Origin of the sequence: Pseudoalteromonas xiamenensis (genome assembly GCF_017638925.1) — a bacterium.
Classification (GTDB): domain Bacteria; phylum Pseudomonadota; class Gammaproteobacteria; order Enterobacterales; family Alteromonadaceae; genus Pseudoalteromonas; species Pseudoalteromonas xiamenensis.
The window spans coordinates 2,589,662-2,605,000 of the sequence record NZ_CP072133.1; the positions used below are offsets into that span (position 1 = coordinate 2,589,662).

At 45.1% G+C, this 15,339-nt stretch carries 8 protein-coding genes and 2 pseudogenes (1 of these 10 running past the window's edge); 9 read left to right on the forward strand and 1 reads right to left on the reverse strand.

All coding sequences use genetic code 11. The annotated features are described in order from the left end of the window. Positions 1–45 precede the first annotated feature (45 nt). The 7 genes from J5O05_RS12520 to J5O05_RS21920 all read left to right on the forward strand — a co-directional run bounded on the left by J5O05_RS12520 (position 46) and on the right by J5O05_RS21920 (position 12,926). Positions 46–537, forward strand: a complete 492-nt coding sequence (locus J5O05_RS12520) for a hypothetical protein (RefSeq protein ID WP_208842321.1) — start codon at positions 46–48, stop codon at positions 535–537. 122 nt (positions 538–659) lie between these two features. Beyond that, positions 660–1,265: a phage tail protein gene (locus tag J5O05_RS12525; protein ID WP_208842322.1), complete on the forward strand. Its 606-nt coding sequence runs from the start codon at positions 660–662 to the stop codon at positions 1,263–1,265. A gap of 196 nt (positions 1,266–1,461) precedes the next feature. Beyond that, positions 1,462–7,062 (forward strand): Ig-like domain-containing protein, encoded by a 5,601-nt coding sequence (locus tag J5O05_RS21900; protein WP_244369598.1) that lies wholly within the window; start codon positions 1,462–1,464, stop codon positions 7,060–7,062. After that, positions 6,995–8,422 (forward strand): tandem-95 repeat protein, encoded by a 1,428-nt coding sequence (locus J5O05_RS22495; RefSeq protein WP_280117647.1) that lies wholly within the window; start codon positions 6,995–6,997, stop codon positions 8,420–8,422. The genes J5O05_RS21900 and J5O05_RS22495 overlap by 68 nt, the downstream gene beginning before the upstream one ends. Before the next feature lie 7 nt (positions 8,423–8,429). Then, the gene (locus tag J5O05_RS22500; RefSeq protein ID WP_280117648.1) at positions 8,430–10,667 is read left to right on the forward strand and encodes a tandem-95 repeat protein; all 2,238 of its coding nucleotides are present in this window, start codon (positions 8,430–8,432) and stop codon (positions 10,665–10,667) included. Continuing rightward, positions 10,654–11,424, forward strand: coding sequence for a hypothetical protein (locus J5O05_RS21915; RefSeq protein ID WP_244369600.1), 771 nt, complete (start codon positions 10,654–10,656; stop codon positions 11,422–11,424). The genes J5O05_RS22500 and J5O05_RS21915 overlap by 14 nt, the downstream gene beginning before the upstream one ends. Continuing rightward, positions 11,364–12,926, forward strand: a complete 1,563-nt coding sequence (locus J5O05_RS21920; protein ID WP_341874725.1) for an Ig-like domain-containing protein — start codon at positions 11,364–11,366, stop codon at positions 12,924–12,926. The genes J5O05_RS21915 and J5O05_RS21920 overlap by 61 nt, the downstream gene beginning before the upstream one ends. 330 nt (positions 12,927–13,256) lie before the next feature. Here J5O05_RS21920 and J5O05_RS12535 read toward each other — a convergent pair. Beyond that, positions 13,257–14,118, reverse strand: a pseudogene (locus J5O05_RS12535) (YicC/YloC family endoribonuclease). Between the two features lie 143 nt (positions 14,119–14,261). Here J5O05_RS12535 and rph point away from each other — a divergent pair. Both rph and pyrE read left to right on the forward strand, forming a co-directional pair. Beyond that, positions 14,262–14,974 (forward strand): annotated as a pseudogene (rph, locus tag J5O05_RS12540) (ribonuclease PH). 22 nt (positions 14,975–14,996) lie between these two features. Then, positions 14,997–15,339, forward strand: the 5' portion of a protein-coding gene (gene pyrE, locus J5O05_RS12545) for an orotate phosphoribosyltransferase (RefSeq protein WP_208842323.1). It continues 302 nt past the right edge of the window; only the first 343 of its 645 coding nucleotides appear in the window; it begins with the start codon at positions 14,997–14,999; its stop codon lies off the right edge, out of view.

Consider the following 15,339-nt stretch of genomic DNA (forward strand, 5'->3'; position numbering starts at 1 on the left):
GCATTCTAACTTTGCGCTGACATTAACCTCAGAAGCGAGATAGGTATGAACATAAAGATAAATCTGACTAATCGGTATGATTATGAGTTGCTCATATACCCCTTTAACAATGGAAGTTACCCAAGTGCAAACGATGCGCAGCAGGTTGCTCCAAAAGAGGGGATTGGGGAGTTAGTTGTTAAAAGTGGTCAAAGCAGTATTGTTGATATACCAGGGATGGGCCAGCTCCTGGTGCAGTTTTTGGGTGAACAAAGGCTAGAGAGCATTCATGATAGGTTTTGTGAAAACCCTTGCGACTTTGATAAATATGACCAGATGGCCTTGTTACGGTACAAAACCACCGAGCTGTATTGGCGCTTTCCAACAAGTGAAGAAGATGCTCAATTGCAATTGAGTGTGAATGACTTGGGTACGATTTGTCTAGACAAAGTAATAGATGGCGAAGCACGCAAAGTTTCTTTACCTGAGTTTTTTATACCGCCAGTGTTTAGCGCTGGAGCGCCTGAAGAGAATAAAGATGAGTCAGCGCAGGCTTAAATTGTAGAGACGTAAATTATATAAGCAGTAAGAGTAGTAAGAAGTAACCAAGACTATGTTAGGCCAGTATCGAGAGCGGCATAGTCACAACAAGGTATGTAAACAAACATAGAGGAATATATATGGCTACTGAACCTTATCTTGGCACGCTAACCACTTTTGGCGGCACGTTTACAATTGAGAATTGGGCTATGTGCTTTGGCCAAATTCAAGCGATTAGCGAAAATACAGCTCTGTTTTCATTACTTGGTGCCCAATATGGCGGTGATGCCAGAACTACATTTGGGTTACCTGACTTACGTGGCCGAAGCCCAGTCGGGCAGGGCCAAATGCCCGGAGGCCAAGATTATAGGCAGGGCTTTAAAATGGGCCGAGAGTTTGTCACGATGACCCTTGCGCAAATGCCATCACATAATCACGCTGCTCAATTTGTACAAACTGCGAGTGAGCCTGCCACTGGGACATTAAAAGTTGCAACGAACCTAGGCTCGGTAGTGACGCCAGATGGCGACTCTTACATTGCAGCTAATGCCAGTCCAGGTTTTGCTAAGCAAGGGTTGGGCTTCAACACGATTGATATTTTGGGTCTAGAAATTCAAGGCGGCACCATAGCTGGAAATGTTGTAGTTGGAGATACAGGCTCAAACTCCCCCATAAACATTATTAATCCAGTGATGCCCCTAAATTGGTTGATAGCGATGCAAGGGATTTATCCTTCACGAGCCTAAACCGTTAAAGAGATAAAGCGATTGACTATTGGTTGTTAGTCACTCGCTTTTGGTTATAGGGAATACGATTACTTAGGGGGTTTTTAAAGTTACTTTTGGTGAAAGTGACTTTAAAAGCAATCTTGATGAGGGTGGTTACTATTTTACATCTAATGTTAGGCAATCGCTTTAGTTGAGTTATTAACAGGAAAAAGCAATGTATTTCAATCGCAAACGGTTTTTGGCTAACGCCTCGAAGCTCACTCGTCGTTGTGAGAGTTCGATATTTATCGGTATATCTTTGTTTAGCACTAGTGTAACAGCTGCAACCTATACCTTTCCCTCTATCTCAGGCTCGGGAACAAGCATAGGAACATCTACTGTAGATAGTATTACCCTCACTGCAACGCAAAGTAACGGTAACTACATTACTGTTAATTCGGGCTTTCTACATTTTGGAACATCTTCTAATGTTCAGACTTGGCAAATTTCGTTTAGCTCACCAGTAGCGATAACCCAATTCCAAATTGGTGAATTCAGCCCCCATGCAGATCAAGGCAACTATGTGTTTACACCTGACTCAGGAACGCCTGTAAGTATTGCGACGAACGATGCGGATTTAGGAGATCTTATTGCTACGCTGAACCCAAGTGATTGGACTAACGTAAACTCAGTGACCATGAGCTTTACTGATTCGGTAGAAAATCACACCATTGGCTTGGATAATCTGGTTTTCACCGCAGCAGCTGTTGACAATACCGCGCCCACTATCAGTGTAGTAACTGCGGTTAATGCCCTAACCAACGATAATACGCCTAATTTTACTTTCACTACCGATGAAGCTGGCACCTTGATAATGGGAGGAAGTTGCGGTACGTCAACTTCCACCACCATAAGTAGTACGGGTAACCAGACCATCACGTTAACACAAACAAACAACTCATCGCCATTAGCAGATGGGACCTATAGTAATTGCACGGTTACCGTCACTGACGCAGCAGGCAATGCCAGCTCAGCTTTGAACATTTCAAGTTTTACCATCGATACAACCGGGCCGACATTAGCTGAAGTCACCTCAGTGACAACACCTACCAATGATTCGACGCCAAACTATACTTTTAGTACAACCGAGACGGGGACATTATCAGTCGGAGGCAGTTGTGGCACGTCTAGCTCAACAACTATTAGCAGTACAGGCAATCAAACGATTACCTTGACTCAAACGAATAATTCAACGCCTTTAGCTGCAGGCACATACAGTAATTGTACGATTACAATTACTGACTCTGCAGGAAACGCAAGTTCGGCATTACCGATAACCTCATTTACGATTGATACCACAGCCCCGACATTTGATAGTTCAAATTCAACACCGAATGATAATGCAACAGATGTAACAGGCAGTAGCGACATTATTATTGATTTCAATGAAACTATCATCCTGAGTACGGGTAACATAACTATTCGTGATGTAACGGGTAGCAGTGACTTTGAAGTATTCAATGTGGCAACTGAAAGTGATGGTACAACTACATCACCAAGCGCAGGCCGCATTGGTATAACTAATGATAAGATTTATATTAATCCGACGAATAGCCTTACAGGCAACCGTAACTATGCAATTCGCATTGATGCGACTGCCGTAGATGATTCTGCGGGTAATAGTTTTGCTGGAATAAGTGACGATACAACATTTGATTTTACGACAGCAAACACAGCACCCGTGGTTGACTTAGACTCAACGTCTGGGAGCGATAACAGTAGCGTGAGCTTCTCAGAAGGGGGCGGAGCGGTAAATATTGCTCCAAATGCTGCAGTCTCGGATGCTGACGGCGACACGATTAAAACCATCACCGTCAGTTTGACCAACGATCAAGATGGGACCTCTGAAGGTTTATCGGTTTCTGCAGCCGCACAAGATGCATTAGACGGCATTTCAGGTTCGTCTGCTATTTCTTTACAAGATACCATTAGCATTACAGGTGCAACCGCTACAGCGTCACAAGTGGCAACGTTCCTACAAGCTATCACTTACAACAACACCTCCAGCACTCCAAATACCACCGCAAGAACAGTCACAGTCGTTGTTAATGATGGTACTGCGAGCAGTACATCACGTACTTCAACGATTAGTGTGTCTGATGTGAACGCCACAAGTTCTACTGCTGCAAGTTTTAATACTACGAGTGGCACGAACCTTTCACCTGCCATTATTTTTGGCAGCGGCGATGAAACGCTGACCATAGCGAGTACTAGTCATATTACCGGCTCGACAGCAGACGGCGGCTCTGGCACGGATACTTTATCTGTGCCCACAGGCTCAGATTTAACAGGGTTTACATCGTTAACAAATTTTGAAACGTTAACACCAGACAGCGGTGCATCAATCACCCTTTCTGAATCGCAACATGAAGCCTTTACTACGATAAATGGTTCGGGTACGAATCAATTTACTATTAGTAGTGCAGATGGTAATGGGGTACTGTCGGGCGACGCCGACATCGAAACTTATGCACTTAATGCCGCGCTGACTTTCACTTTAGGGAGTGCATCGCAAAACGTAACTGGGGGCAGCAATACTATTACGGTTAAAACTGGGGCAATAACGGCGACTGGTACATTAACTGGTAGTAGCAGCAGCGATACTTTAGAACTGGCAAGTGGCGCGAATATCGCTGGGGCCACAGTAAGCGCGTTTGAAAACCTCACGGTATCCAGCGGTGCGTCTGTTACAATGACTGAAGCGCAGCACGATAGCTTTTCTAGTATCAGTGGTGCAGGCACAGAACAAATTACGATTTCGACCGCAACCGATGGTTTTACTGCGGCAAGCAGTATTGAAACTTATGTGTTAGGTGCAGCCAATACCGTCACTTTATCGAGCGCCAGTCAGAATATTACGGGTAGCTCTGGTAACGACACGATTGACGCAGGTAGTCTCACCATCACGGGAGTACTAAACCCTGCTAACGGCACTGATACGCTCAGTCTATCTGGTGGTGCTGATATCTCTAGCGCCACGATCGCTAATTTTGAAAACTTAACTTTGGCAAGTGGCGCTTCAGTAACCATGAAAGCCACTCACCCGTCAAAGTTTGCAGGTACAATCACAGCTCCGGGTAACGAAACCATTACCATTACCGGTGACGGTAGTTTTACCACCTTATCTAATATTGAAACTTTCACAGTAAATGACGCTTCAAGCAATAGCCGTACTATTACTTTAGGTGCTGCAGGCACATCAGTTTCTGCCACATCTTCTACGGACGCGATTACGTTTGATGTTGGTTCATTAACTTATACTGGCACGTTAACGGGGGAAAACAGCACTTCGGATACGCTTTCCATGTCCTCTAGCGCTAATATCACCTCTGCAACACTGAACAATATTACTAATTTGACTTTAGCCAGTGGCGCCGCGGTATCAATGACGGTTTCTCAGCACAGCGCGTTCAGTGGCACAGTGACGGCGACTGGCAGCGAAACCATCAACATTTCAGGCGATGGTAGCTTTACCACATTAAGTAATGTTGAAAATTACTCTGTAGCTGATGACTCGACGAATAGTCGAACCATTACAGTAAGCAGTACGGTGAGCGTGACGGCTGGTTCTGCAACAGATGCAGTAACGTTTGCTCTTGGTGGTGCAAATTACTCTGGCACTTTAATTGGTGAAGCTTCTGTTGTTGACACAGTGACTGTTTCAGACGGTGCTGATGTGAGCCACGGTAGTTTTTTAAATATAGGCACACTGAGTTTACTTTCGGGTGCTAGTGTTGCAATCGACTCGGCAAACCTGAGTGATTTTAGCGCATTCACAGGCTCAGGTGGCAGTGAAACACTAAAACTCATGGATGGGGGGACTTTTGATTTCTCATCAGAGACAGTTTCTGCGATTGAAACGGTGGCCATTGGCACAAACAGTGCCTTTACCATCACGCTAAAGGATAACTTTAATAGTGATGGTCAAGCTGTGGCAATCACGAATACTACGGGAAGTGCCATCACCAATGCGTTATCGATTAATGCCAGTGCCTTTAGTGGTGACACGTTAAACATTAGCGCAACGGATCTAAACGGGAATGATACTTTTGTTGGCGGTAGCGGCGCAGATACGTTACGCCCCGGTGGTGGCACAGACTCGTTAACGGGTAATGGTGGCAACGACAACTTTATTGGTAGCGCGAGCAATTTAAATGGCGATACCATCACGGATTTGGCAATCGGCGATACCATCACAGTGACAGGCGTTACTGGGCTATCAACCAGTAATGTGAGATTTAATGGTAACAGCACATTGGAAGTGGATACCAATGCGACGGACTTTAGCTCAGCTGAAATTTCACTGTCGCTGACGAACTCACCGGGCAGCACATTGGATTTCACGGTGGCAGACAGTGGCAGTGATACACTAATTACCCTAATTGCTTACAATGAAAAACCGACTTTCAGTAATTTAAATGGTGCCGCTACCTTCACTGAAGGTGGCTCTGCGGTGGTTATTGATTCCGATGTTGTGGTTGCCGACACTGAACTCGATGCATTGAACTCGAGTAATGGTAATTACAACAATGCATCGTTAACTATTGTACGTAATGGTGGGGCGAGTTCAGAAGATGTCTTTGGCAACTCAGGGTTGTTATCAACACTTACTGAAAGTGGCTCCTTTAGTTACAACAGCACAGAAGTGGGTACCGTGACAACAAATTCGGCTGGTACCTTAAAGCTAACCTTTAACAGCAACGCAACGTCAGCATTAGTTGATAATGTGCTGCAAACGATCACTTATTCGAACACCTCCGAAAATCCAAGTACAAGCGTAACGCTTAATTACACCTTTAATGATGGCACGTCAGACAGTGCGGGCACCAATCAGGCCTCAGTGACAATAACGCCTGTAAACGATGCGCCTACAGATATTAGTTTAGCGAATAGCACAGTAGATCAATCGGATACTGCGGCCAATTATAATATTGGGGCGCTCTCAACCACGGACGTTGATGATAGTAGCTTTACTTATACGCTCACGACAGGCTCAAGTGCGAACGGTTCATGTACCGCAAGTACAGGCAATGGTAGTTTCCAAATTAATGGTAGTAACTTAGAGACCAATGCAGCACTCTCAGCGGGTAGTTATATCGTTTGTATCCAAACAAATGATGGTGATACAACGTTCCAAAAATCGTTCTCAATCACTGTGAACGATAACGTAGCACCCAGTGCGCCGTCTACACCAGATCTAGATGCGGCTTCCGACAGTGGTACGTCGAGTACCGATAATATCACTAACGATACAACACCAACGTTCAGTGGTACTGCCGAGGCAGGTGCAACAGTTGAACTTTATAGTTCGTTAGCTGGTGCGAGCGCTATTGGCTCTGCGACTGTGTCGGGAAGCGGAAATTGGCAAATCACAAGCAGCACCCTGAGCGAAGGGACACACACAATTACAGCGAAAGCGAAAGACAGTAGCAATAACGTCAGTTCTGCATCGGCAGGGCTGAGTGTTGTAATTGACACAACAGTACCTTCTACCCCAGCTATTACTACACCAATAGAGGTTGATAATAAGGTTAATGCATCAGAAGATGATACCGTACTTATTGAGGGTTCCGGTGCTGAGTCTGGTGCAACGGTTACGGTGAAGATCAGTGATTCTGGTTCTAGAGAAGTAAGCACCACAACGACGGCGGATGGATCGGGTAATTGGACATTAACGGGCAAAGAATTGAATGTGAGTACATTCAATAATGGCGATCTTACCGTTACTGCATCGCAAAGTGATACCGCGGGCAATAATTCTAGCGCAGACGACTAAAACAATTGCGCTTGATAACGTGGCCCCAACAGGGCACAGCGTCAACATCGACCAAACAGCAATAACAAAAACAAATGAAACTGCGCTGAGCTTTACATTCGCCAGCGCAGAAATTGGTACAACGTTTACATACAAAATAAAAGACGGCACATCAACGATTTCGAGTTCGAGTAGCCAAACGATCACAAGCGCAACACAGCAAGTGACCGGTATCGATGTCACGAACTTGAATGAAGGGACATTAACCCTAGAAGTAATCGTGACGGATAGTTTTGGTAATGACGCTACGCTCGTATCAGATACGGTTAATAAAAGCTACATCGTTGCACCGACAGCGGTAAATGACTCATTTAGCACCAACGAAGACACGGCAAAGCAATTTGATTTGTTAGCGAATGATTCTGACGCAAATGGCGATATGGTTGCCTCGTCAGCTGCACTCAAAACACAACCTACAAAAGGCTCGATTAGCATTAACAGTGGGGTAATCACTTACACACCGAACAAAGATGTAAATGGTTCCGACTCCTTTACCTACACGGTAAAAGATGCACTTTCGCAAGAGTCTAATGTCGCAACGGTCAGTATTACTATCACTGCTGTTAACGACGTGCCTACTGCAAAAGACTTGGTCATCAACACCGATGAAGACACACCTAGTGCGGCCTTAAATGTGCGCAGTGAAGCGACCGATGTAGAAGACACACATCCAACAGGGGATCTAACGATAGTCACTCAGCCGACGAAAGGCAGTGTGGCGATTAACCAACAAAATGGCACCTTTGTATATACGCCAAATGCCAATACCAATGGCCCGGATAGCTTTACCTACAACATTAAAGACAGTGAAGGTGGTGTGTCTTTGAACGCGAAGGTGGATGTCAATGTCGGTGCCATTAATGATGCGCCTGTAGCCAATGCCGATAGCAAAACCTTTGATGAAGACACCAGCACGACCTTGGATATTTTGAGCAATGATACTGATGTTGAAGACAGTGCTTTTAACAACAGTAGCATAACGTTGCAAGATGTAGGGCAAGGTGCCGGTGTGTATAGCTTTGCAACCGTCACGATTGCAAGCGATGGCACACTGAATATCGTGCCAAAAGCAAACGTGAATGGACAACATACCTTTACCTACTCGCTAAAAGACAGTGGCAGTGCAACATCGAACGCGGCGACCGTGACGTTGAACATTACACCGATTAACGATGCCCCTGTCGCCGTTGATAACCAGGCGCAGCTGCTGGAAGATGGCTCGTTCGAAGTCAACGTGTTGGGCAATGATACCGATGTTGATACGGGCGATAGCTTTAATTTGAGTCTCGCTGACCGTCGTCAAAGCGCCTTCGCAGGGTAGTACACAAGTGACTCAAACCGGAGCCATCGTCTATACACCGAATAAAGACAGCAATGGAACGGATACCTTCACTTATACTGTAGAGGACAGTCATGGGGCTGTTTCCAATGAAGCAACGGTTACCATGACCGTAACGGCGGTAAATGATGCGCCGTTGGCAACAGGGCAATCCCTCACTCTTAATGAAGACAACACGTTATTGATTACGTTGGCTGCGTCTGACATTGATAAAGATCCTCTCACTTATAGCATTGTTACGAGTACCCAAAATGGTTCACTGACCAAACAAAGTGATACCACTTGGTTATACTCACCATCCGTGAATTATAGTGGTACAGATAGTTTTATCTTCAAGGCAAATGATGGCACGGTTGACTCTAACCAAGCTACGGTCAATCTTACGATAAATGCGGTGAATGATAGCCCTGTTGCGAATTCTGATTCGGTCAGCGTGGATGAAGATACAACGCTGAATGTGACGTTAAGTGGTACGGACATTGAGGGAAGTTCGCTGACCTATAAAATCGGCACGTCTCCGAGCCACGGTAGCGCTACAATTTCTGCAGGTACGCTAACTTATATACCGGAAGCGAATTTCAGTGGAGCGGATAGTCTAACCGTTGTAGCCAATGACGGCGAGTTGGATTCATCTCCAGCAACGATTCAAATTACTGTAAATGCAATTAATGATGCGCCAACCATAACGGGTACGCCTTCAGTAACGGTAAATGAAGATTCAGCTTATCAGTTTACGCCAAGTGCTTCTGATATCGACAAAGATACGCTGACCTTCTCAATTACAAACAAACCAAATTGGTTAAACTTTGACTCAGTGACAGGTACGTTAAGTGGTACGCCGTTAAATGAACAAGTAGGAAGCTACACGGGGATAGTCATTTCCGTTAGTGACGGCAAAGCCTCTGTGTCTTTACCCGCGTTTACTTTGACAGTCAATAACGTCAACGACGCGCCTGTTATTAGCGGTGTGCCAGCGACCACAGTGAAGCAGGATAACAACTACTCATTTACGCCGACCGCAAGCGATGTTGATTCTCCGACATTGGTGTTCTCTATCGCGAATAAACCAGCTTGGGCGAGCTTTGACTCGAATTCTGGTACTTTGACAGGTACGCCAACGAGAGACGATATTGGTACGTACAATGGTATTGTTATCTCCGTAAGCGATGGCCCTTTATCAGCCTCGTTACCGAGTTTTGCTGTTCAAGTGCTTCCTGTGAATTCCGCTCCTATCGCGAAAGATATGCAGATAGCACTGAAAGAAGACGGGACAACCAGCTTTGCAGCTTTAGTGAGCGATATTGATAAAGATCCACTCGGTGTGCAGATTGTCTCGCAGCCGTCCAATGGTCAAGTGAGAGTCCAAGGCACAACGATTACTTACACACCTAACGTGAATTTCAACGGAATAGACACGTTTAGTTATCTTGCAAGCGATGGAAAACTAACCTCGAATACTGCAGTTGTAGGAGTGACGGTTAGTGCAGTTAACGATGCACCTGTGGCGAATGATGACCAATTTAATCTTTCTATTAATGCGGATAACCGATACACCCTTGATGTTCTGGCAAATGACTCGGATGTGGATGGCGATACACTGACCATTATTGGTGCAAAATCTTCGCTTGGCAGCGTTTCTTTCGCCAATGGTGCGCTTGAACTGCAAACATCAGGTGTCATTAGTGGCCCAATTTCCTTGAGTTATCTCATTGAAGACAAAGCGAAAGCCAGAGCAAAAGCGAACGTTTCATTGCAATTGAACTCATCTAACAGCGGTGGGCCTACGATTACTGCACCAGCAGACTTAACTGTCAGAGCGACAGGACTCTTTACCAAAGTTGACTTAGGGGTTGCGACGGCATTTGATGCTGGTGGTTTACCACTGCCTGTGTCGCTGGTGGATGGTAAAACGATATTCCCACCAGGAAGTCATTTAGTGTACTGGCAAGTGACAGACAGCCAAGGTAGAACTGAATTTGCAACTCAAACTGTGCATGTGGAGCCATTAATCTCTATAAGCAAAAACAGCACTGTTGTTGAAGATAGTCAAAACAGTTTCAGTGTTTTCCTTAATGGTACATCTCCAAGTTACCCTGTAGAAGTCGCCTATTCAGTTTCTGGAACTGCGACGTCAGCGGATCACAGCTTGACGGATGGAGTGGTGGTCATTGACTCAGGCACGCAAGCGACAATTAGCTACGATGTATTTGCGGATGAGACTCGTTGAGGGCATTGAAACTATCGAAGTAACACTGAGCTCCGGGCTGAACCTTGGTGCGAAGTCGTCAACCCGTATCGATATTGTTGAGCAAAATGTCGCGCCGACGTTATCACTCAGCGTTACGCAAAATAGTGAAGAACGTAATTTAGTGACTCAGCAAGGTGGTGATGTTTCGCTTGTCGCCAATGTGATGGATGTGAATCCTAGCGATGAAGTTACTCTGCAATGGAGAGTGAATGGTGGTGCACTCACTAACCAAAGTGCTGATCCGCTGCAATTTGTCTTTGATCCAATTAACGTGGCGCCGGGTATTTACCAGATAGATGCAATTGCCAGTGACAATGGGTCACCTTCGTTAACGAGCAAGAAATCGAGCTTTATTGAAGTCATTGAATCTTTGCCTCAACTTGGCGATCAAGATTCGGATGGTGACTTAATACCTGATTCTCAAGAAGGTGTAAAAGACAGTGATGGAGACGGTATTCCTGATTATCTCGATGCCATTGACGATTGTAACGTGATTCAGCAACGTGTAACGGATCCAAACCAATTCCTTGCAGAGGCTCTCCAGGCGTATGTCTCAGAAAAGGCGCAAACGTACCTCAGAACCAGTCAGGTGGCGTGGAATTATTTAATTCCGAACTTACTCAAGATCAAGCCGCGCAAAACGTTGGTGGTATTTTTGACTTCATTGCGAACGGCTTGCCAAATGCGGGGGATGTTTATGACATCGTATTGCCGCAGCGAGAACCGATTCCGATGAACCCAGCTTACCGTAAATTACGAGGCGGCCAGTGGGGAGACTTCGTTATAGATGGTCAAAACCAGATTTATTCTGCGTTGGGAGAAAAAGGCTATTGCCCACCACCAGGTGACTCATCATGGCAAGCGGGATTAACGCCGGGTCATTGGTGTGTGCAGTTAAGTATTCAAGACGGTGGACCTAACGACGACGATGGTGTCGCAAACGGAACGATTGTTGATCCAGGCGGTATTGCGGTTATGAATAACGGCAATGCATTCCCTGTGGTGACGGCTGATTCGGCGTCAACTCGACAAGGGGTTGCGGTGGTCATTGATGTTTTAACCAATGATACTGACGAAGACAACGATGTGCTGACGATAACCAGTGCCAACGTTGACTTTGGTGTAGTTGACATTGTCGATAATAAAGTACGCTACACGCCACCAACGAACTTGCTAGGTACAGCAACTATTTTGTATGGCATTAGCGATAATCAAGGCGGGACGGCAAGCGGGGAAGTTAAAGTTGAAATTAAACTGAACAATCCGCCAACTGTTCAACCAGACAGCGCCGAAGTAAACATTGGGCAGATTGCGATTGTCGACGTACTTGTGAACGACACCGATCTTGAAGGCGACGCATTAATATTAATGGACGCAGTAGCCCAACAAGGAAATGTGAGTGTAACGGATGATCAAAAAATCAAATATGTACCAAACGGAAGTTTTACTGGTATCGATACAATTACATATTACGTGCAGGATGAGCTGGGTGCGGCATCAAGCGGGACATTAACCATGACGGTAAACGCGGAGAATACCAACGTGAACAACCATGTAGAAAGTAAGTCATCAGGTAGTACATCTATTTGGATGTTAGTAATCGGTGGATTGTTCGGCCTGCTCCGACGCATTCGTCATAAAGGATTCTTCCTTGTGCCATTCCTTGTGAGCGCGTTAAGCTTGCTGCAAAGCCCACAAGGCTATGCTGCGCAGAATTGGATGCTTGGAGGGGGGTTAACCACGGCTAAAGCAACCAGCATTTCTTACCCAAGTAACTGGCAAGGTCAATCATCGCAAGTCGATGACTCTGCAGGTGGTTACTATCTCAGTGCAGGTTACACCTTTATGGAAAACTGGAATGCTATTTTCCAATATGAAGATTTAGGAACTGCTTCAAATAACTTTATTTTGCCAGCGTCCTCTGGTGAAGAAGGACTTTACGCAGCGCCTATTTTGGGGAAATCGGCTTCACTTGCGGTACGGTATTCACTGCCTGTGAGCACTGATTTTTCCGTTGATGTGTCGGCAGGTGTGCAAAAATGGAAAACGGATGTTAACGCGACCATTAATGGTGGAACTAAGCTTTCAAAGTCTTTTGATGGCACCGATCCGCTGGTGAGCATTGGTGGTAGCTATAAGGTATCTGAACATACGTCAATCAGAGCGCAGTTTCAGTTTGAGCAACGTGAACGCAACGATGTAAATACACTGATGCTTGGTGTGGAACGTCGTTTTTAAACTGCACCATAACGCATTGATGCGAAAAGCCAGTGCCTGTCACTGGCTTTTTATTTTCAAACAACACCCCAGCACAGAGCCAACAGAAATCCCGCTAATCAATAGAGTTCTTTGCAGTACCATGCACAACGAATCCATGTCTGCTTGCGAATATTCAAGGTTAAAGCCTAATAGTTAAGTCTTTCTGTACTTTGCAGATAATGAAATGGTAGATGAGTTTCATCAATGGGGAAGTGGACAAATGCATTAAAGGGTAGAAATTAAGAATGCGAGAAACTGAGGCGTTTTATAGAGGGACAGATTGAAACAAACCTGTCCCGATGAGTGGAATTACTCGATATTCTGGATCTGCTCACGCATTTGTTCGATTAATACCTTTAACTCAACCGCTGCATTGGTGATATTGGTGTTGATTGATTTTGAAGCAAGTGTATTTGACTCACGATTAAATTCTTGCATCATAAAATCTAAACGACGGCCACAAGCCCCGCCTTTTTTAAGGACTTTATTCGTTTCTTTCACGTGCGAACGAAGTCTGTCCAACTCTTCTGCAACATCTTGCTTTTGGGCAAGGTAGATCAACTCTTGCTCTAGTCGGCTTTCATCGATGTCCATTTTTAACTCATCTAGTCGCTGAGTGAGTTTGTCTCTTTGCCACTGATTAATTTCAGGGAGATGAGTCTCTACTACGGCAACCTGCTCGAGAATTGAATCAAGGCGAGTTTGGATCATCTCTTCAAGATTTGCACCTTCGCTTGCTCGAGCTGCTTTAAAGTCTTCAACGAGTTGATCAAAACCGTTAAGTAATTCACTGTTTACTGAATCAAGATCAATCTCTTGTGCTTCCATTACACCCGGCCAACGCAGAATATCGACTGGATTAATGTCGCCGCCACTTAAATCTTTTACCCAGTTTGCACTGGAAATAAGTTGTTTAGCTAACGTTTCATTGATGGTCAGTTCGCCAACATGGGCCGGGTTTGCGGTGAACTTTAAAAACACTTCCACTTTACCACGTTGCAATTGCAGACGCAGACGCTCACGGATCACGGAACCGAGTCCTCTAAATTGTTCTGGAGACTCGAATGAAAGTTTCAAGGTAACGCTGGTTTACAGAGCGGATTTCCCATACTCCAGTACCCCAATCACCTTTAACTTCGCGACGGGCATAAGCGGTCATGCTATGGATCATAAAAGTTCCTAATTAATATACATATCTAAACTATCGCATTATAGCCTAAACCGAGTTGTACTCCATAGGCAATGACAATTCGGCGTGCAACCAAGGATTCTTACCTTTATAATGGAACAAATTCAGCTATTAGGGGAACGTGGATGCGTCCAAGTCAGAGAACCGCAAACCAGATCAGGCCAGTAACCTTTACTCGTAATTACACAATGCATGCTGAGGACCAGTATTAGTGGAATTTGGCAACACGAAAGTACTTTGTACAGCAACGGTTGAGCAAGGTGTCCCAAGATTTATGAAAGGACAGGGCAAAGGTTGGATCACCGCGGAATACGGTATGTTGCCACGTTCTACACATACCCGTAATGACCGAGAGGCGGCTCGAGGTAAACAAGGCGGCCGTACAATGGAAATTCAACGTTTGATCGCTCGTGCGCTTCGTGCTGCGGTGGATCTAAAAGCGTTGGGTGAAAATACCATTACTATCGACTGTGATGTTCTTCAAGCTGATGGTGGTACGCGTACTGCTTCTATTAGTGGCGCGTGTGTAGCATTGGTTGATGCGCTAACGTTTATGCGAGCAAAAGGTATGATCAACGCAAACCCACTTCGCTGCATGATCGCCGCTATTTCAGTGGGGATCTATAATGGTCAAGCAATTACAGATCTTGAGTATGTTGAGGATTCTGAAGCCGAGACTGATATGAACGTTATCATGACGGAAACTGGCAAACTCATCGAAGTGCAGGGCACGGCGGAAGGTGAACCGTTCTCATTCGAAGAACTTCATGAAATGCTCGATCTTGCGAAACATTCAATTCGCGAAATTATCGATATTCAGAAACAAGCTTTGGCTTAAGCGCAACAGTAAAAGGGTTTCCATGAAAGCATATCAAAAAGAGTTTATTGAATTTGCACTTGAAAAGCAGGTTTTAAAATTTGGCGAGTTTACGCTGAAATCAGGCCGTACAAGTCCCTACTTTTTTAATGCGGGATTATTCAATACTGGTCGTGACCTTGCTCGCTTAGGTCGTTTTTATGCGGCAGCATTGGAAGATGCAGCAATTGAATATGATGTGTTGTTCGGCCCTGCGTATAAAGGTATTCCAATTGCAACCACAACTGCGGTTGCGCTTGCAGATCATCACAACAAAGATGTGCCATATTGTTTTAATCGCAAAGAGAAAAAAACACATGGAGAGGGTGGTTCGTTAGTCGGTTCTG

Coding starts and splice junctions, on each gene's coding strand:
- J5O05_RS22495 (WP_280117647.1), top strand. CDS start 6,995: ATGGCGATCTTACCGTTACTGCATCGCAAAGTGATACCGCGGGCAATA.
- J5O05_RS12520 (WP_208842321.1), top strand. CDS start 46: ATGAACATAAAGATAAATCTGACTAATCGGTATGATTATGAGTTGCTC.
- J5O05_RS21900 (WP_244369598.1), top strand. CDS start 1,462: ATGTATTTCAATCGCAAACGGTTTTTGGCTAACGCCTCGAAGCTCACT.
- J5O05_RS12525 (WP_208842322.1), top strand. CDS start 660: ATGGCTACTGAACCTTATCTTGGCACGCTAACCACTTTTGGCGGCACG.
- J5O05_RS21915 (WP_244369600.1), top strand. CDS start 10,654: ATGAGACTCGTTGAGGGCATTGAAACTATCGAAGTAACACTGAGCTCC.